This is a genomic window from Microcoleus sp. AT8-A3, from assembly GCF_036705675.1.
Classification (GTDB): domain Bacteria; phylum Cyanobacteriota; class Cyanobacteriia; order Cyanobacteriales; family Microcoleaceae; genus Microcoleus.
On record NZ_JAUBVD010000013.1, the window covers coordinates 74603 to 94208 of the forward strand.

Here is a 19606-nt window from a genome sequence, read left to right on the forward strand (position 1 = left end):
ACTATTGTGGGGGTCTAAATGTCTGAGCTTTCTGGACTCGGAATAGATACAGCAATCGATCGCTCTGGTTTAGAGCCGGAGTTGGGGGGTTTTTTGCGGGATGCGCCCGATCGCTCTGGTTTGGAACCGGAGTTGGGCGGGGTGTTGCGCCAAAAAGGTGTCTATGTTGATGAGATTACCTGCATTGGCTGCAAGCACTGCGCTCATGTTGCTCGCAATACTTTTTATATTGAACCGGATTACGGTCGATCGCGCGTAGTTCGACAAGACGGGGATTCTGAAGAGTTGATTGCTGAGGCGATCGATACTTGTCCGGTGAATTGCATTCACTGGGTTGATTACACCGAACTCAAGAATCTGGAAGAGGAACGCAAGGATCAGGTGATTCCTGTCGTTGGCTTTCCGGTGGATATGGCGACAGTTAAGGCTGGTATTCGCCAGCGACAAAAGAATAAGTTGGGCGATCGTAAGTTCAAAGGTAGCCATTGAAATCCCCAATTCACATCCGCAGCTTGAAACCTGTGGCTCAAACAACAAAAACAGCCCGCGCGGGCTGTTTTTTGTATACATTGTATAGTCAAATTTATTTGAGAGGATGGTGCTCAGCGAGAATTTTCTCAACTCTAGCTTCGTCGATTCTGGCAGTTAATGTTGTTGCCTCGTTGTTATCCCGAATGGTTTTTGCTAAAGTAAAAGACGAGCCGACTGAAAAAGTTAAACCCATACCCATAAAAGCTTTTTGCCAGGGGTCTACCTCTAAATAAATGATACCTACAGTAGTGGCGGAAAGCGCAAGAATAAAAGAAACCCAGCACTGAAGTATCCAAGCATTAGTATCTTTTTGGCGTATGATTTGTTTCTGCATAGTGCCTCTAAGTCAAATATATCTTTTGGTGGATTAACTTAAAGCATAGAAAGCGTGAGTGAAGCGGTCAGGAGAGCAGGGGACAGTTTCGATAAGTGAACAGTGCGATCGAACTTTTTACTAAAAATTAAAACGCTGTAGATAGGGTTTGAGCCTCAAGGAAGACTCGCAGCGAGTGGACAGTTTTAAAACAGGACTAAGGAAAGCTTGTTTTTTCTCAAAATAGCGTAATGCACCCAGTACGCACAGGAGACGACCTGTGTAGTAAGCTTCTCCTAGTCTCGTGTTGCGCGGACGAAAGTTTGTCTAGGATCGGTTTCAACCGCCGACTTATCTTAAGCTGTTGTGCATTTAATTTGAACTGTTTATTGAAACTATTGTGGGGTGGGCTTCTAGCCCGCCCGGAATATTCCATTTAAACGCACAACAGCTTTTCTACTTATCTTACTTATCTACTTATTTTTCTGCTGAGTCTTCGCTTGTTCGATCGCAATTTCCCTCACTGCTTGGAACGAATTCAAATTCGACGCACCTTCAATCGCTTTTACCGCCAAATCTTGCACCTGTTTCAAAGCAGAATCCAGTTGTTTCGACAAGCTAGCAAGGCGCGCATCTTGATTTTGAATAGTCTGCAACATCCCTTGAATTTGCAGTTCATAATTTTGCTTTTGCCCTTCGATATCTTTAGCAGACAAATCAGCCTTAACTTTAGCTTGATAATTGCCAATATTGCGGCCGTTATCTTTCCCGTTCTTGATAGTAGTTTCCAGTTCTTTCGGGAAAGCTTCTACCTTCGCTTTCACCTCAGCATACAGCTTTTCCCGTTCCGAAATAGATTTTTCGCGTTCCGCCCACTGTTTCTCCTGTTCTTGCTGAAACTCTTCGATTTCTTGATACAGCCTTTTCTGGCGCTGTTCGTATTCTTCGATGTCTAGATTTCGCTGAAGATTCAAATCATAATCATACAACTCTTCATCCCGATCGCGAGCTTTTTGGTGATTCTCATTGCGTTCTTTAACGGCCAACTTTTGCAGTTCCTGCTCTTTTTCCCAAGCTTGCCGGCGTTCCAACAATTCCTGTTCAACAGTTTCGCGCTGTTCGCTGAGTTCGCCAGCAAAAGTTTTCGCGCTTTCTTCGTACTGTTGAATTAAATTGTCCAGCGTATCTTCTGCAACATCTTCTAAACTGTGCAACTCTTGCAGTTGTTGAATTTCCTCGCCCACAGTGCGCCGCAATTCTTCGACTTTAGCAGCTTCTGAAGTTAATTTTTCCGACAACTCGCTGACAGCCCCACCAAAGCCAAATTGCAGTAAGATTAAATTGTCGATTGTAGACTGCATTTTTTGTGGATTTTGAGTTAAAGCCATTGGTTTGTGTGCCTCCACAATAGGTTTTTCTGGGGCGGGTTTTTGCTTTTGGGAAGCGTTTAGCTGTTGGATTTGCGATTCTAGCTGCGCTTTTTCTTGCGCTGCTTCCTTGTACGCTTCTAAAATTTCAGCCTTGGTGCTTTTGTCGCTAACTTTTTTGTTCATGACTTTTCATTCCTTAATTGTTGGGAAAATTTCTGTCATTTTTTCGTAAGGTGGGCATTGCACACCTTACTGGGTTTTAAGCTTTGCTGGCAAAAGCTTTCATTGCCAAATCTTGCGCTTGCTTCATCGTGGCTTGCAGTTGCGCGGAAATTTCGGCAATTTGTTCGGTTTGTCGCTCAATTGTCTGCTGCAAAGATTGCGTTTTCAATTCATATCCTTGCTTAGTGCTTTCCCATTCTTTATCCACTAAATCTGCCTTGACTTTAGCTTCGCGGGAAACTTCTTGAATTGCTTCTTCTTTGGCTTTGACATAAGCCTGTTTGAGTTCTTCCTCAAATCCGGCGGCTTTTCTTTGATTCTCTTCAAACTCCGCTTGATTGTCGCTGAGGACTTTTTCCCGTTCCACCCAATTTTTCTCTTTTTCGCGGGTAGATTCTTGCAAGTCCCGTTCTAGTTTGCGCTTCGTTTCTTCGTATTCGTCGGTTTCGATTTTGCGAGTGCGCTGTAATTCGTATTGATAATCTGCTGTTTCTTCTTGGCGCTTTTTAGTCAGGAGTGCAGTTTCTTCTTGAACTGCTGCATCAAATTCTTGCTGTTCTTTTTCCCAATTTTTGCGTTTTTGGGTGGTGTCTTTTTCGATAATTTCGCGTTGGTTAGCAGCGTTTTGTTCGAGCAGTGTCAATTTTTCTCGGTGCTCTTGAGTTAAAATGTGGAGGGCGTCTGCTACAACTCTGATTTGCTGCAACTCTTGCAATTGTTGGGCTTCGATTTCGATCGCGCGTTTTAATTCGTCTAATTTGGAAGATTCCGCCTTTAGTTTTTCGGAAAGTCCGCTGATGATGCTGCCGAAATCTAATTGCAAGTCGGCCAAGCCTTTGACGATGCTGTCAATTGTGTAGGTGGAAGCGACTTCGAGGAGTTGTTTGTTTTTGGCTTTTTCGGCTGACTGTTCTTTGGTTTCGACTTTGGATTCGATCTTTTTTTTGTCTGCTAAAATCTGCTGAAAGTTTTGCAAAATTTGGGCTTTGCTATCCTTGGCAGTTGCTATTGTCATAATGTTTGCTTCTCCTGATTCTAATTTTTCGAGATTTTTTAGTGAAACGTTTTCAGTTATTCAAAGTTGCGGAGTTGGCTGAGAATAGCTTGGTATTTTCTGGCTGCGTCGGGTTTTTCTTCGGGATTGGCGCTGGCTAGAGTTCTGAGAATTTTCCAGCAGCGATCGCACCGATTTCCTTCCCAGCAGGCGCACTCATCAATTATACTCAAAAGTGCGCCTTTTAGCAATTGATTTTCGGCTAACAAAGCTCGGTAATTCCGCTGGACTGATTCGGCAACTAAAGTCATGTGCTGGAAGTCTTCGGTGAGACTTTCGATGTCGTTAACTGCGTCTGTCCGAATTTGGTCTAGCAGCTCAAGATTCTCTCTCAAACGGCTTTCTTGCAGGTTTGGTTTGGTTTTTAGCTTGGTTAATTTCTTCATTTCAGTCTGTTGTAACAGTTATGGTAAAGGCGCGATTTAATCGCGCCTTTACAACAAAATTAGAACAAGTCAGCCGTTAATTGCTCTTCGGCTGGCGGTAGCGAAATACCGCCGTTGGAATTCAAAGCCATAGCATCGCTTTCACCGCCAGCGTGAGCGGCCATCAAGCAGGCAACTTGCTGCGCCGGCAGGTTATCTAAACACACCATAGCCCTTGTTCCTTCTAAGTCAATCATCCGCGATTGATTGCTAGAATCGGACAAAACTGCTGCGGCTTGGTCGATAACCGCCCAATCTTTCCGCTCGTTCCAAGACCATTTCAAGCTGTAGTAGTTTATCGGTTTTACTACTCCGCTGTCATCTGGTTTCTGACCGGAATGTTTGACAAATTCGGGGATGAAAATCCCGGTTGCAGGTTCTACGCCGCGAGATTGAACTGATGCTACCAAGCGGTTAAAATCGTTCAAGCTGCGGTTTTTGATGTATGTCACCATGACAACTCCTTGCGGCAATTCACCACTTTCTGCGACAAACCAGAGTTGACCCCACAATGTGTGCGAAGTTTGACCGAGGGAACCGAAGAATTTGGAGAATTTGAGGATGGTCATGGAACACTTGGAACCGTAGTCTGTATCGCCGATCGCCCACTGGCCACTTTGGCAATTATTGCGGACGGCGATCGGGATTTCCGGTACTAGCAAAGCATTGCTCGGTTTGGCACCAAATACTGAAAATGTCGGTCTTTCTTGTGTTTTAGTCATTGTTCGTTTTTCCTTAGTTCTTTATTGTTTTACGGGGAATTGGTAATCCGTTAAATCTCGTACATTGCTCGCGGCTGAACTTCGATTACCTAATGAGATGTGTTGTCGCTTTTGGTTCTGGATAGGTATACTCAAGCCTCGCCTCTTGTTGAGCTTTGATAATCCGCAGCGCGGCGAGCAAATGCTCTAACGTTTCTAGGTGCGCTGGGGTGAAGTGGATGCTGAAGCCTTCACCATCCCGCGCGTACCCGGGACAAACCAGTGAGGCTGAGCTTTGTTCTTCGTGGGTGGCGATGTATAGCCAGTCATCGTCTTCGAGCTTGTAATGCGTGTCTGTCCAGGTTCTCAGCATTTGCGATCTGCTCCTCCTTATTTGCTGCGTACAAGCGTTTTGACGCCCAGCGCTTCTCACTCCTCTGAAGTTGACGACGCTATATGTAGCGTGTGAGCTAGGCTAATTTGCACCCTTAACCCTACCAGTCCGGGTTAATTGGTTGATTAAACCGTCAACTAACCTCATGGTAGCGCGGGTTGATTTTCCCGTCAAGTATTTTGTTGAACTTTTCATCAAAACAGGCTAGAATGCTTGTCAGGAGGCAAAAAACCGTGGAACAAACATTTGGAAGACTGATCCGTCAAGCTCGCAAGGACAAAGCTTACTCACAACGTGAGCTAGCAGCTATGCTAAGTGTGGACTTTACTTATTTGTCGAAGTTGGAGAACGATCGAGCGGATTATGCGCCAAAAGAGGAGGTAATCCGAGCATTAGCGCGGAATCTAGACATAAACGAAGAGGAATTGATTTTCTTGGCGGGGAGGCTGCCGCAGCAGTACGAAGCGCTGCTGAAGCAGAATCCGAAGGAAATGCAGGCTCTTTTCCGCCGGATGCAAGAAAATCCCGATTGGCTCAAACAGTCTTTTGAAGCGTAAGAGAGGCCCCTCATAGTGAGTATTTTTAAGCCGTATTGCTTCTATCCCAAAGAAACGATCGAGCGTTTGGCTTCGGACATCTTGATGCAGATGCAGAAAACGCAAAATTTTGCTCCGAGATGGCCTTTTGATGCGACAACGGTTGCTGATTTTCTGGATTTGGGCGTAGTTTGGGAGTGCATTGAGCCGGATGAAGAAGGTGCGATCGCGGCGAGGATTTTGCCGCAGCAGCGGTTAATCGAAATCAACGAACAGATTCTCGAAAAACCCCCAGGCTTCATCGAATCGACGATCGCCCACGAAATCGGCCACTGGGTGCTACACGTCAATCAAGACGAAGCAGACGGCACTGTGGAACAGTTGGAATTAAACTTAGGGAATGAAGGAAAAACGGCGTCTGATGTCGAGGAACCGTTTGTTTGTCGGGGTGCGAGTGCTGAGAATAAGGTTTTGTCGATCGAATGGCAAGCGCAATATTTTGCAAGCTGTTTGTTGATGCCTCGGTGTATTTTGGAGGAAAAAAGACAGGGACGGGATTTAACTAAGTGGTCGCATTTATATAAAATGAGAGATGAATTGGGAGTGAGCATTTCCAATTTGACAAACCGCTTGCAAGAATTCGATTGGATTTACATTCCCAAGGGAACGCGCGAGATTTATGCCGGGAAAGATGCTGCAAACGGGCAGCAGCGATTGTTTGGATAGAATTTGATAGAATTTGAGGTTTGAGAGAGATTCTCGAATCTCAACTTTTTCAGATAAGTTTGAAAGAATGAGGTTGCAAAATGGAAACCAAACGAGTAGCAGACCTGACAGTTGAAGAACTGCAAGCGATAATTCTCGAAACCAAACGAGTATCAGACTTGACCGTTGGAGAATTGAAAGCGATAATTGCGGAAGCGATCGATATGCGGTTAAGCCAATGGATAAATCCTTTCAATAGCAATACCTTGCCCCTAGTTCCGCAAAGGACGAAGGAAGAACAAATGCAGAGGAATTTAGCAGCAATAGAGTGGTTGCAAAAGTGGCGAGAAGAAGGAGACGCCGAGGAACAAACAGAGACATTTGAATATTTGCAAAAAGTATTAGACGAAGACAGGCTTTCGTCGAACCGACCGTTATTTGTGCAACAAAAATGATAGTTTTATTGGATTCTGGGCCTCTGGGAATATTAACAAATCCCAAGGGGCCACCTGTGACTGTAGAGTGCCAACTTTGGGTAGAATCTTTGCTATTTAAAGGCTACAGGATGATTTTACCTGAAATAGCAGATTATGAAGTGCGGCGCGAGTTATTGCGGGCAAATAAGTTGGCAGGTATCAAACGCCTTAACGAATGCAAATCTCGCTGGCTGGAATACTTGCCGATAACAACGCCAGTAATTCTCAAAGCGGCCGATTTGTGGGCGGCATCGCGTCAGGCAGGAATGCCGACAGCAGATCCCAAAGAACTTGATGGAGATGTGATTTTAGCAGCTCAAGCTTTGCTGCTTCGTGGCGGTGGAGAAGCGGTTGTTATTGCTACAACAAATGTGGGGCATTTGTCGCGATTTGTGGATGCTCGTCACTGGCGAGATATTGACTGAGCGTACAGAAAAAATTAAAAGTCACAAGTTAAATTACATTTTATGCTAACCAATATTGAAATCCTGCTGGCGGCTTGTGAGGAATTAAATATCCCTTACGAAATCCTGCATCCTTCCCAAAACTTGATTAGACTCAAACAGGGCGGCGAAGAATATTATTTTGTCAATTACATGACGGCATTTAACAGCGCGTCAGTAGCAGAGATTTTTAAAGACAAAGAATATACCTATCAACTATTAAACGGCAAAATAAATACTCCCAGAACTCTCGGTTTTGTCTCGCCTCACTGCGAGGAGAAGTATAAAAAGTATTTGAGTTTCCCAGATATTGAATCAATAGTTTTAGAAGTAAACAAAAAATTCGCTTTCCCGGTGATTCTCAAAAGAAATCGCGGTGCTGGTGGCAACAATGTTTTTTTGTGTGAAACTAGAGAGCAAATTAAAGAAGCCCTAGAAATTATATTTAATGTCAACAGCAAAGATTATGACCACGTGGCCATAGCTCAAGAATATATCGAAATTGCCCACGAATATCGGGCTGTATTCTGCAAAGAAAAGCTAGTTTTGCTGTACGAGAAAGACAAATCTCAGGCTAAATTTGCGGGCAATTTAAGCCCGCTGCACTGGGAAGGTGCAAAAGCTAAACATATAATTAACCCCAATCTCATGTCGGAGATTGAAGATTTTGTTAAACCTGTTTTTGCAGAAATTGCGATTAATTATGCTGGGTTTGACATCGCGCTAGATACAAAAGGAGCATATTGGTTGATTGAAATTAACTCAAGCCCCAATTACGATATATTTGTGAGAGATAACGATCGCCAAATTGCTGTAAAGATGTTTAAAGATATTTTAGAAAATTGGAAAAGCCGAGAAACTGGGTTGTTCACCGATCTTCACGGCTCAAATCCCATATTTTCCTAAAAAACCCGGTTTCTGCGATCGGGGGTGTGCAAGTCCCGATTAAGAAACATCGGCTTCGGCTGCAATTTTAACCCCTCCCTTCAGCGCAAACACGGCGGTGATGATGCCAACAACCGCAAGAATTGCCGTAATGTAAAAAGCGTTGGTATAGCTGCCAAAAGTATCGCGAATTTTCCCCGCAGCAATTGTACCGAAAAACGCTCCAACTCCGTAGGCTGTATACACAATGCCGTAGTTTTTCGCGTAGTCTGTGGGGTCGAATAAAGTTAAAGTTGCCGTGGGCGCGATCGCCAGCCATCCTCCTAACGACAGCCAGAACAAACAAAACGCAATGATATAAGTTGCGACTTGTCCAACGCCCGCCTGAGTCATCATAATCGATGCGATTAAGATGAGAATGTAGTTGGCGATTGCGGCATATTTTGGCTTAAATCGATCGGTTATCCAACCAAACATCGGACGCCCCATACCGTTAAATATGGCAAACAGAGAAACCGTTGCCGCAGCCGTTCCCGCGTCTAATTTAATAATTTCCTGCGCCACGGAAGAAGAAATTCCGATCGCGCCCAATCCCACCAGCGTGCCAATTGTGTAGCACACCCACAGCCCGTAAAATGCGGGAGATTTCATCATCGGTGCGCTCTGGCTATTTACCGCTGTTCGCGATCGGGCGGCCGCAAATCCCGCAGGCGTCCATCCAGTTGGCGGCATTTTCAAAACGGTCGAAATTGCCAAAATAATGACGGTAAAAGCGATGCCTAAAATCAGAAATGTTTGCGCTATTTGATAGGTATCGATTAAATATTTGGCAATCGGTGCGGTAATTAAAGGCGACAAACCAAACCCAATTACTGTTAGCCCAACTGCCAATCCTTTTTTATCGGGAAACCACTTGGCTGCTACTGCTAGCGGTACGCCGTAAGCAATTCCCACCCCGGCACCGGCGATAACTCCATAGGTGAGTACCAGGACAGTAATATTAGGTGCAAATGCCGATAAAATATAGCCGATTCCCGTCACGACGCCGCCGACTGCGGTCACGGTGCGAGAACCGTAGCGATCGATAAAAAAGCCGGTAATTGGCATCAGTACGGCAAAAACTACTAACAATACGGTAAACGGCAATAAACTATCCGTTGCACCGATATCGAGCTGCTTTTCTAGCGGCTTTCTAAAGATACTCCAAGAATAAACTGTACCCAGACAAAGCAAGACCGTGATTCCCAGCGGAACGAACAACCAGCGGCCTTTTTCTGCTGGCATTCCGAAAACTTTTGTTTCGTTCATGTTTTTAATTTTTATCGAGGATGCCTTAATAGGTAATGGCTGTGCATTCCCCGATAAATTGTAAATTTACTATAAGTTTGTTACCGATGCAATAGTTGTGTTTAAAAAATATTAAACTTAACTAAAATCTGCGCGCAACTTGGAAATTTTTGTGAGAACTCGCAACGATCACCCGATGGCTAAAAAGATGTTTCAAGACATCTTAGAAAGTTGGAAATAATGCGCTAAACTTAATTGGAGAAATGGGCTAGCGAATTAAATATGTAGGGTGCGCTTCGGCGCACCGCAACTAAATAATGTAGCGCACGGAGCACCGCAACTAAATAATGTAGGGTGCGCGCCCCGCAACCCTTACCGCTTACATTCTTTCCAATACTTTAATCCCCAACAACTCCAAACCCAACTTCAAAGTCCTCGCCGTCAAATCGCACAAAATCAACCGCGAAGTCCGCAACGGTTCCTCAGATTTCAACACCTGACACTGCTCAAAAAATTGATTGTACTTTTGACTCAATTCAAACAAATACTGACAAATTCGATTCGGCAACAAATCGCCCTCAACCGCATTTATTACTTCACTAAACTGCAATAAATGTTTGGCTAAAACCAACTCTGCATCAGACTGCAAAATTACTTTTGCACCAGCATCTAAATTCTCGAAATCAATCTCACCTTTGCGGCGAATTCCCTGCACGCGCACATAAGCATACAGCATATAAGGAGCGGTATTTCCTTGCAATGCGAGCATTTTGTCGTAACTGAAAATATAGTTGCTGGCGCGATTTTGACTTAAATCGGCATACTTAACGGCACTCAAACCAACTGTTCGAGATACGTTAGCAATAAATTCCTCAGTTTCTTGTCTTTCTTCGACTTTTAATCTCTCTTCTAAATCTTGGCGCGTGCGGACGATCGCCTCATCTAACAAATCCTGCAACCGCACTGTTTCCCCAGAACGAGTTTTGAGTTTTTTGCCGTCTTCTCCCAATACCAAACCGAAGGGAATGTGGACAATTTCGACATCTTCAGGAATCCAACCGGCTTTTCGGGCTACTGCAAATACTTGGGCAAAATGGTTTGCTTGTCCTGAATCGGTGACGTAAATTATGCGCTTTGCATTGTCTTTTTGGATGCGGTAGCGCACTGCTGCTAAATCTGTTGTGGCGTAATTGTAGGCGCCGTCGGTTTTCTGGACAATTAGCGGCAGTGGTTCGCCTTCTTTGTTGGTGAAACCGTCTACAAAAACGCATTTCGCGCCGTCACTTTCTACTAGCAAACCTAGATTGGTTAAATCTTCGACTACTGCGGGCAATAATGGATTGTAAAACGATTCGCCGCGTTCGGTTAATTTGATATCGAGCAAGTCGTAGATTACTTGGAATTCGCGGCGCGATTGATCGCACAGCAATTTCCAAGCGCGGCGGGTGTCTTCGGCGCCTGCTTGCAGTTTTACTACTTCTTGGCGGGCGGTTTCTTTGAAGGTTTCGTCTGCGTCGAAGCGCTGTTTTGCTTGGCGGTAAAATGCGACTAAATCGCCTAAGTCTAGGGCGTCAGCGGTTGTGAGGGCTTCGGGGTGAACTTCGCGCAAGTATGCGATCAGCATTCCGAATTGGGTGCCCCAGTCGCCGATGTGGTTGATTCTGAGTACGTCGTGGCCTTGAAATTCGAGGATGCGGGCGATCGCATCTCCGATGATTGTCGATCGCAAGTGTCCGACGTGCATTTCTTTGGCTATATTCGGACTGGAAAAGTCGATCGCGATTGTCTGAGGCGTTTTCGCGGGTTCAATCCCCAAACGCGAGTCGGCGGCGATCCTCTTCGAGGGCTTCGCTAACGCACTAATTTGCGCTTCCAAATAAGCCGGTTTCAGCTTCAAATTGATAAAACCGGGCCCGGCGATTTCTGGGGTTTCGCAGATGTCAGTAATATCTAGGTTTTCGATAATTGTCGAGGCGATCGCCCGTGGCGGCTTTCCTAACTTTTTCCCCAAACTCATCGCCGCGTTGCACTGAAAGTCCCCAAAGTTGGGATTGCTGGCGGCGGCTAGCATCGGATCTGCACCTGCATAACTTTCGCCGAATGCAGCGGTGAATGCTTTTTCAAATTTTGCTTTTAACTGTTGGGCGATCGAGTTCATCTTAAATATTTTGATTGGATGTTTATTTTCAACTCTAGATTAAGCACTTTTTGCCAATAATACTTACTACTTAGGTAATTTCCCCATCGGACCCTCTCCCTCGGAGCCTCTCCCTCGGACCATCGGACCACCTACTAGGAAATTTTGTACTTAGCTTTGAGCTGCCGATCGGATCAAAATCACTGGCAACGCTAACACACAGTACATTTTATCACATTTGCGATCGCTACACACATTAAAAAATGTCACATCTAGTCAATGATCTCGATCGCTAGATCATTTGTTAAATCGCTTACATTAAGGTATGTTAAAATTTTTTCAATGCTCCCAAAAATCCTACGAAAGGAAGTAGTTATGTTACCTCAACCTATTTTTGGCGATCGCTCTCTGACAATCGCCTTTTATCAAGCAGTAATCGCTCGATTCTACGACGGTTTCAGTCTCTCCACCCAAGCACTATTACGAGAGTGTACCCTTGGCTTCGCTCCTTGTCCCGATGGAGTCAAAACCTTTTTCATCATCGCGCCAAGTCTCGATGCAGCAGAGCAACTAATGGAAAAAATCGACAGTATTTTGGAGCGAGTTGCCGAACTCATGGCTGGAGTCGGACAAGTTGCTCTGTGCATAGTTCCCCCCGGCAGCGAAGCAGAGCAACCGGTAGATATGCAAGACTTAGAAAAAGTTCCCCCAGATTGTCTGGCTTGCAAATTCTTTACAATTATATGGGCCGATGCTGCAGCCGATCGGTAAAATTGACAGTTAGCAACCACCTACTCAACAGGGTTCGGCCCAAGCTGTGCCTGTGTCGGCGCGGGGTAGATTGTCTGTTAGTTACACTCCCTGGAATTATCGGGCAAAGCGTGCAGGTAATTTAGAGCGTTTGCAAGGTTGCAGTCGCAATCTTTGGCAAGTGTTAAACCAGACAAAATATATATCAAAGACCCGCTTGTCAGTCGCTCAGATTTTTACCTGCCGGCTCAAACAGCCGTGCATCTACTTTTTACATTCCCCATAAAGGCCACCAAAAAGCCGCATCAACTCTCCTGGGTGTCTCGCTTCAAAAGACAGCAGCAGGAATTAGGCGGTATCGCTAGAAAATAGATTTTTGCGAAATATCTGCTGATGTTCAGAATAAGCAGAAATATTCTCAAAAATAGATAATAGTTCCGCAGGTTGACCGAAAGCATCCCGGATACAAGCCCCCGGATTCATCCGTCCCGAAATAAAAAACCTGTATCCGATAAAGAAGTCCCCGAATTTATCCCTGGGGTCAATGCTTCAATTCTTTAATCTAAAATCTAAAATCTAAAATCTAAAATCGATTGACCTCATAAACCAGGTTTTTACATCCGCGCTTCATATTCGCGGTTCGCGGGGAAATTGACAAAAAATAGGCTATTTGTGGGAGAGTCAATCAATTTTAGATTTTAGATTTTAGATTTTAGGTTGACTTGCGCGAGATAAATGCGGGGGACGCAAGGATTTTTGATTTTAGATTTTGGATTGATTCCACGGATAAATCACGTGGCGGGTACCACATGAAGAAATTCCTGGTAACAAGCTAGAAACAGAGCACAGATTTACTCAAAAAAAGATTAGTTTTCCAGCCACACCCCTGGCAGTGCAGAGCGATCGCACCACAGGCTCATAGAATTTGTTAAAAATTTCAGTTGAAAATTTGAATTATTAAATTTTATGCCTAACATTGGCGATAAAATCTAAGATTGAAATTCTCAAATCTGAAATCAAGACATCATGGTAAAACTGACACCCAATCCCAGCTTTAGTTTAACAATTCGGGTTGCTCTGCCGAACCAGCCGGGAATGCTCGCAAGAGTCACCAGCGCGATCGCATCTGTCGGCGGCAACTTCGGCCAAATCGACTTGATCGAGCAAACCCGCGCCACTACCGTTCGCGATATCACCGTCGATGCTTACAGCCTCGAGCATAACGAAGAAATAGTGCAAGCAGTGAAAGCACTGCCAGATATCAGAGTGATCGACGTGTACGATCGCACTTTCAACTTGCACCGCGGCGGAAAAATCAGCGTAGTTAGCAAAATTTCCCTCAAACGCCAGTCGGATTTAGCTATGGCATACACTCCAGGAGTGGGCCGCATCTGCACGGCGATCGCCAATGACCCGCAACAAGTTTATAACCTCACAATCAAACAAAATACTGTTGCCATTGTTACCGACGGTAGCGCAGTTTTGGGACTGGGAAACCTCGGCCCTGCCGCCGCACTGCCAGTTATGGAAGGCAAAGCCATGCTATTTAAAGAATTTGCAGGTATTGACGCCTTTCCTATCTGTTTGAATACCCAAGATACTGAGGAAATTATTCGCACAGTGCAGAATATCGCCCCGGTTTTTGGCGGCGTTAATCTCGAAGATATTTCTTCTCCCCGCTGCTTTGAAATCGAAGCAAGATTGCGGGAAACCTTAGATATTCCGATTTTTCACGACGACCAGCACGGCACTGCGATTGTTAGTTTGGCAGCATTAATTAATGCCTTGAAAATCGTCAAAAAAACCATCTCAGAAGTGTGTATCGTGATAAACGGAGCCGGTGCGGCCGGAGTCGCGATCGCCCGGTTGTTGCGTAAAGCAGGTGCCCAAAACATCATCATGTGCGACTCCAAAGGCGTCCTCTCCGAAGACCGCACGGATATGAACCCAGAAAAACTAGAATTTGCCGTGGCTTCGAGCGGTACTTTGGAAGATGCGATCGCCGGTGCCGATGTATTTTTAGGCGTCAGCGCCCCCGGCGTAGTCACCCGATCTATGGTGCGTTCGATGGCCGAAAATCCCATTGTTTTTGCAATGGCAAATCCCATTCCCGAAATTCAGCCAGAATTAATTATGGAAGATGCGGCGATCGTAGCAACCGGACGCAGCGATTACCCGAATCAAATTAACAATGTTTTGGCATTTCCGGGGATATTTCGAGGCGCTTTGGACTGCAAAGCGACCACGATTACGCCCACTATGTACTTGGAAGCAGCTTATGCGATCGCCTCTTTAGTCAGTCCTTCTCAGCTTGACAAAGAGCACATTATACCCTCGGTTTTTGACGAAAGAGTTGCCATTGCTGTCGCCGGTGCAGTACAGTTGGCCGCTCGATCCGAAGGTATTGCCCGCGATTAATTGAAGGAAGTTCGGCAACGGATTCGCTCGACGGATGTCACGGATGTCACGGATGTAATGGATGTCCGTCGGAAGAGGGAAGAAGGAAGAAGGTTGGAGGGAAGATACCATGTATAAATTAATGGTCTTTGTACCAGTTTTGTACTTCTTCTTTTGTGATTTTTCGGGTTTCTTCTCATTCCCTCTTTCCTCCTCCCCGGTGATTATTACTCACTTTTGTTTCCCCATCTTGTCTTTTTCCTCAACATCCATCCGTTAAATCCCGATCGCGCGATCGTTGCCGAACTTCCCTCGAACCTCGAACCTCCAATCTCTTCCTTCTTCCCTCCAAGCTCAGCATCTATCCGTTACATTTGTTAAATCCCGTAGAGGGATCGTTGCCGAACTTCCTTCTTCCCTCTTTTTTAATTAAGGATAAAACTCACAGCAATAAACAAGATAATAAAGATATAATTAAATAAACCAAGTCCAGCTAGGTCAGATGCAAAGCCAGTTAGGAAAAGCCAAGCGCAATCGCTCCCGTTGCCAATTGTTAGAACTGTGCCCGATAGGGCTGGCATTGTGCCGGACGGACGGGACTTTTCTCGACGTAAATCCAGCTTTTGCAAGTATTATCGGCCGCACAGTTGCAGAAACTCTCCACCTCAACTACTGGGAAATTCAGCAAACACAGTGCGCGGGCCCAGAAAAATATCTAGAATGTCAAGCAAAAAATAGCCACACGCACCTGTGCGAAGCAGCATACAAACATAAAAACCAGCATCTCGTACCCGTGCGAGTTTCCGAGCGGGCAATTGAAACAGAGGGACTGTCCGCGATTTGGCTAAGTGTTGAAGAAATCTTTAATAATCGGGATCAAAATAGCGCTCCCCTAGAATCAGCGTCGCCACACAGCAATTCACATCTAGAAAAATTGCTGACAAAGCAGACTGCGGAACTGGAAAAAACTCAGAAACTACTCGAAGAAAAAATCGCCGAACTGGAGCAAACTCAAGAAAAATTGCGTCTCCAAAGTCAAATTATCGACCAAATTCACGAGGCGGTAATTTCTACAGATATGGACGGCTCGATCACCATGTGGAATCAAGCCTGCCAAAAGTTATACGGCTATGAAGCAACTGAGGCTATCGGACAGCACATTTCTCTAATTTACCCGCCAGAAGAACACGAATTTTTGTTACAGCAAGTCATCAAACCGCTACAAGAAAAAGGCGAGCATGAAATAGAAGTTATAACACGCCGTAAATCTGGAGAAAAATTTTACTCGCACCTGATGCTCTCGCTATTGAAAGACAAAATGGGAGAAGTTGTGGGGATGATGGGATCTTTAACCGATCTCAGCGTTTGCAAAGCTTTAGAACAAGAATTAGCACAAAGACAAGGACTATTTGATGCGTTTTTAAAGGAGGCTCCGGCGGGACTTTGTATTTTGGACTCGCAGTTGCGCTACGTGCAAATTAATCAATTTTTAGCAGAAATAAATTGCCTGAGTCCAGCAGCTCACATCGGCAAGACTGTACGCGAAATATTGCCAAATATCGCTCCCATAATAGAGCCTTTGTACGAAAAAATTTTGAGGACAAAACAACCATTAATTAACATAGAGATGAGTGGTGACAACCCCAGAAAGCCTGGGTTTGTCCGACACCTAACAGGCTCTTATTTTCCCTTGCTAGACAAAGATGGCGAGGCGATCGGCATCGGTGCAGTTGTAGTTGACATTAGCGATCGCAAACAAGCAGAAGCTGCGCTGCAAAAAAGCGAACAGCTTTACCGCACTATGGCAAGCAACATTCCTAATGGTGCGGTGATGTTGTTCGATCCAGAAATGCGCTACACGCTGGTAGAAGGTACAGAATTAGCCGCCGTGGGACTTGCAAAAGAATTGATGGAAGGCAAGACAATCTGGGAAGTATTCGAGCCAGATTTTTGCGCTGCTGTCGAGCCAAATTATCGGGCGGCACTGGCAGGAGAAACAGTTGTTACAGAATTTATTTACAGCGATCGCGTCTACGTCGGTTATACTTTGCCAGTCAGAAACGAACGGCAAGAAATTATCGGCGGATTGCTAATGACTCAAAATATTACGGCTCGCCAGTTAGCAGAAGAAGCGCTCAGAGAAAGCGAGGAAAAATACAGGTGCATTGTCGAGACAGCAGACGAAGGAATTTGGATGATAGATACGGAGGGTAAAACTACTTTTGTTAACCAAAAAATGGCTAATATGCTCGGCTGCACTCCAGAGGAAATGATCGGAAAGTCGCTATTTGCTTTCATGGATGCAGAAGGCATCGCGATCGCACAAATCAGCCTCGAACGCCGCCGTGAAGGAATTCGCGAACAGCTCGATTTTAAGTTCCGTAGCCGAGACGGCAGGGACTTGTGGGCGATGGTTTCTACTAATTCCTTGGTAGATAAACAGGGACGCTATATGGGCGCTTTGGCAATGGTTGCCGACATTACCGATCGCAAGCAAACAGAAGCCGCATTGCAGCAGTCGGAAGCCAAATTTCGATCGCTCTACGAATTAACCAGTTTGCCTGTTTTTATGTTATGTGACAATGCCATCACCGATGCCAACACAGCCACCCTAAAACTATTTGGCTGCACTACCCCGCAAGAGTTGTACGGCCAAAACCCTGGCACACTCTCGCCTCCTTTTCAACCCAACGGCAGAGATTCTTTGAGCTTGGCCCACGAAATGATCGCGATCGCCTTTGAGCGGGGAAAGCACCGTTTTGATTGGGTTCACCAGCGCTTAGACGGTACTGATTTTCCCGCAGAAGTGGTGCTGACAGTCATCGAGGTGGGAAATGAAAAAATTATCCAAGTAGTGATCCAAGATTTAACCGATCGCAAACTTGCAGAAGAAACTTTAGTGCGATCGGAACAAGCCCTCAGACAGCAAGCTCAGCGAGAATTACTGCTCAATCAAATTGCCAACCAAATCCGCACTTCTTTAGATTTAGACACAATTGTAGCAACCGCAGTTGAAGAAATTCGCAATCTGATGCACCTAGATTGGTGCATCTTCACTTGGTATCGCCCCAACACCAATCCTCCGGTTTGGGAAGTAACTTACGAAGCGAAGAATGCAGATTTGCCAAGTATGCTTGGCACTTATCCTGTAGAGGACAAATCTAGTCTCGCAGTGCGACAGATTTTGCGGCGAGAAATTCTGCGAATTGATGATGTCAGCACTTTTGAAGATGTAGAATTGCGCGAAGTTTTCCAGGCTTCAAATTTTAACTCTGTGCTGTCGCTGCCAATTCATACTGCAGCAGGCGATATTGGGGTGATTACCTGCTATCAGGCTATCTCCATGCGAAATTGGAGCGAATCGGAAGTCGAACTGATGCAAGCGGTAGTCGCTCAAATTGCGATCGCGATCGACCACGCTGAACTTTACACCCAAACCCGCCAAGCTGCCCGACTAGCTCAAGCTCAAACTCAACAGCTAGAAGAAACTTTGCGCGAACTCCAACGCACCCAAACTCAATTAATTCAAAGTGAAAAAATGTCGAGTTTGGGACAGTTAGTAGCAGGTGTCGCCCACGAAATTAACAACCCGGTTAATTTTATCTATGGCAATCTCAGCTACACCAGCGAATATACTCAAAACTTGCTAAAAATGCTGCGACTTTACCAGAAAGAATACCCGCAGCCTAGCGCAAGAATTGTAGATGCAAGGGATGACTTAGAAATTGATTATCTCATTGAAGATTTACCTAAAATTTTAGCATCTATGAAAGTCGGAGCCGATCGCATCCGCGACATAGTTTTGAGCCTGCGAACTTTTTCAAGACTTGACGAAGCCGAAAAGAAACAAGTTGACATTCACGAAGGCATTGAAAGCACACTGCTGATTTTGCAAAACCGCCTGAAACATAAAGCCGATTACCCGACAATTAATGTGATTAAAGAATACGGTAATTTGCCTTTAGTTGAATGTTATCCCGGTCAGTTAAATCAAGTATTTATGAATTTGTTGAGCAATGCGCTAGACGCATTGGAAATGGAGATGAAGAAATCCGATCGCACCGACAAAAATCTCGCAATTACGATTCGCACCCAAGTAACCGACAATAACAGCGTTGCCATCTGGATAGCTGACAGCGGCCCTGGGATGAGCGAAGATGTGCAAAAGCGCTTGTTTGACCCGTTTTTCACTACTAAACCCATTGGCAAAGGAACTGGCTTAGGATTGGCTATTTCGCACTCTATTATAGTAGAAAAACACGGCGGCAAGCTTTCTTGCAATTCTGTAGTGGGAGAAGGTTCCGAATTTGCGATCGAGATTCCTCTGCAGCAAAAAATAAATTAAAACCCAATGCAAAATTCCCAGAAACCGGGTTTCTTCCGAGATATTTTGCCACCCAACCGACATTTTCTCAGAAACCCGGTTTCTTAGACTTTGCTTCTAACCTAGATATTTTACGTAAACCCGATCGCACCTTGGCGTCTCCACACCAGTTGTCGGTAGATATCCACTATTTTCGTACATTTTTACAGCTTCTTTGAGAATGCTAGCAGTTTCTATCCAGATTTCATCAAAGCCGCGAGCGATAATTTTACTTTCCAATTCTTGCAGTAAAAATTTACCCAAACCCTGTCCTCTTGCTGCTGGCAAAATATACATTTTGCGAATTTCCACAGCATTATTTCCGCGCTCAATCGGATAGTAAGCCGCCGTACCGACTATTTTATCCTGCCGCTCAACTACCCAAAATTCGCCACCTTGATTATGATAATGTAGTTCTACATCATAGACATCTCGATCTGCCCCGTGAGGTTCGCATTTTAAACCGTACTCTGCTAAAACATCCCTAATTAAATAGAACGCCTCAGCGCGATCGCGGGTTTCCCATGAACGAATTAAAAAATCCAGATGTTGGGTTTTCATTGGTTATTGCAACGTATATTTATTTTTTGACTTTAGCAACTGTAAACTTACTCATT

Annotated in this window: 18 protein-coding genes; 9 read left to right on the forward strand and 9 right to left on the reverse strand. The window is 45.0% G+C overall.

What is annotated here, in order from left to right; translation table 11 throughout:
* Positions 1-18: 18 nt before the first annotated feature.
* Positions 19-489, forward strand: coding sequence for a ferredoxin (locus tag QUB51_RS10495; RefSeq protein ID WP_333084753.1), 471 nt, complete (start codon positions 19-21; stop codon positions 487-489).
* Between the two features lie 94 nt (positions 490-583).
* Here the strand turns inward: QUB51_RS10495 and QUB51_RS10500 are convergent, their stop codons facing one another.
* The 6 genes from QUB51_RS10500 to QUB51_RS10525 form a co-directional block, all read right to left on the reverse strand.
* Positions 584-865: a YiaA/YiaB family inner membrane protein gene (locus QUB51_RS10500; protein WP_333244299.1), complete on the reverse strand. Its 282-nt coding sequence runs from the start codon at positions 863-865 to the stop codon at positions 584-586.
* Between the two features lie 452 nt (positions 866-1317).
* A complete protein-coding gene (locus QUB51_RS10505) occupies positions 1318-2397 on the reverse strand; it encodes a hypothetical protein (protein WP_333259836.1) in 1080 nt (359 codons plus the stop codon).
* Between the two features lie 76 nt (positions 2398-2473).
* Positions 2474-3451 carry a hypothetical protein gene (locus QUB51_RS10510; protein WP_333259839.1) on the reverse strand — a complete coding sequence of 326 codons (978 nt, stop codon included), beginning with the start codon at positions 3449-3451 and terminating at the stop codon, positions 2474-2476.
* Between the two features lie 56 nt (positions 3452-3507).
* Positions 3508-3876 carry a hypothetical protein gene (locus QUB51_RS10515; RefSeq protein WP_333259842.1) on the reverse strand — a complete coding sequence of 123 codons (369 nt, stop codon included), beginning with the start codon at positions 3874-3876 and terminating at the stop codon, positions 3508-3510.
* Between the two features lie 59 nt (positions 3877-3935).
* A complete protein-coding gene (locus tag QUB51_RS10520) occupies positions 3936-4637 on the reverse strand; it encodes a hypothetical protein (protein WP_333259845.1) in 702 nt (233 codons plus the stop codon).
* An 85-nt stretch (positions 4638-4722) separates the two neighbouring features.
* Positions 4723-4989, reverse strand: coding sequence for a hypothetical protein (locus QUB51_RS10525; protein WP_332959099.1), 267 nt, complete (start codon positions 4987-4989; stop codon positions 4723-4725).
* A 254-nt stretch (positions 4990-5243) separates the two neighbouring features.
* On the opposite strand from QUB51_RS10525, the gene QUB51_RS10530 reads away from it, so the two are divergent.
* The 5 genes from QUB51_RS10530 (at position 5244) to QUB51_RS10550 (ending at position 8076) form a co-directional block, all read left to right on the forward strand.
* Entirely contained in the window at positions 5244-5567 is a 324-nt protein-coding gene (locus QUB51_RS10530; RefSeq protein ID WP_006634885.1) for a helix-turn-helix domain-containing protein, read from the forward strand.
* A gap of 15 nt (positions 5568-5582) precedes the next feature.
* Positions 5583-6272 (forward strand): Zn peptidase, encoded by a 690-nt coding sequence (locus QUB51_RS10535; RefSeq protein ID WP_333259848.1) that lies wholly within the window; start codon positions 5583-5585, stop codon positions 6270-6272.
* An 80-nt stretch (positions 6273-6352) separates the two neighbouring features.
* Positions 6353-6706, forward strand: coding sequence for a hypothetical protein (locus tag QUB51_RS10540; protein WP_332983381.1), 354 nt, complete (start codon positions 6353-6355; stop codon positions 6704-6706).
* Positions 6703-7152 carry a nucleic acid-binding protein gene (locus QUB51_RS10545; protein ID WP_333207724.1) on the forward strand — a complete coding sequence of 150 codons (450 nt, stop codon included), beginning with the start codon at positions 6703-6705 and terminating at the stop codon, positions 7150-7152. Before QUB51_RS10540 ends, QUB51_RS10545 begins: the two co-directional genes overlap by 4 nt.
* Before the next feature lie 42 nt (positions 7153-7194).
* Positions 7195-8076 carry a YheC/YheD family protein gene (locus tag QUB51_RS10550; RefSeq protein WP_333207723.1) on the forward strand — a complete coding sequence of 294 codons (882 nt, stop codon included), beginning with the start codon at positions 7195-7197 and terminating at the stop codon, positions 8074-8076.
* A 39-nt stretch (positions 8077-8115) separates the two neighbouring features.
* Here QUB51_RS10550 and QUB51_RS10555 read toward each other — a convergent pair whose 3' ends face one another.
* Together QUB51_RS10555 and argS are read right to left on the reverse strand one after the other, a co-directional pair.
* Positions 8116-9363 (reverse strand): L-lactate MFS transporter, encoded by a 1248-nt coding sequence (locus tag QUB51_RS10555; RefSeq protein WP_333051935.1) that lies wholly within the window; start codon positions 9361-9363, stop codon positions 8116-8118.
* 358 nt (positions 9364-9721) lie between these two features.
* Complete coding sequence (gene argS / locus QUB51_RS10560) at positions 9722-11500, reverse strand: arginine--tRNA ligase (RefSeq protein WP_333259851.1); 1779 nt, start codon at positions 11498-11500, stop codon at positions 9722-9724.
* Positions 11501-11854: 354 nt separating this feature from the next.
* Between argS and QUB51_RS10565 the strand changes: the two genes are divergently transcribed.
* The 3 genes from QUB51_RS10565 to QUB51_RS10575 all read left to right on the forward strand — a co-directional run bounded on the left by QUB51_RS10565 (position 11855) and on the right by QUB51_RS10575 (position 18971).
* Complete coding sequence (locus QUB51_RS10565) at positions 11855-12250, forward strand: hypothetical protein (protein ID WP_333051930.1); 396 nt, start codon at positions 11855-11857, stop codon at positions 12248-12250.
* A gap of 1005 nt (positions 12251-13255) precedes the next feature.
* A complete protein-coding gene (locus QUB51_RS10570) occupies positions 13256-14647 on the forward strand; it encodes a malic enzyme-like NAD(P)-binding protein (protein ID WP_333051927.1) in 1392 nt (463 codons plus the stop codon).
* Positions 14648-15128: 481 nt separating this feature from the next.
* A complete protein-coding gene (locus tag QUB51_RS10575) occupies positions 15129-18971 on the forward strand; it encodes a PAS domain S-box protein (RefSeq protein WP_333051925.1) in 3843 nt (1280 codons plus the stop codon).
* A 96-nt stretch (positions 18972-19067) separates the two neighbouring features.
* Here the strand turns inward: QUB51_RS10575 and QUB51_RS10580 are convergent, their stop codons facing one another.
* Positions 19068-19550 carry a GNAT family N-acetyltransferase gene (locus QUB51_RS10580; RefSeq protein ID WP_333051923.1) on the reverse strand — a complete coding sequence of 161 codons (483 nt, stop codon included), beginning with the start codon at positions 19548-19550 and terminating at the stop codon, positions 19068-19070.
* Between the last annotated feature and the right edge of the window lie 56 nt (positions 19551-19606).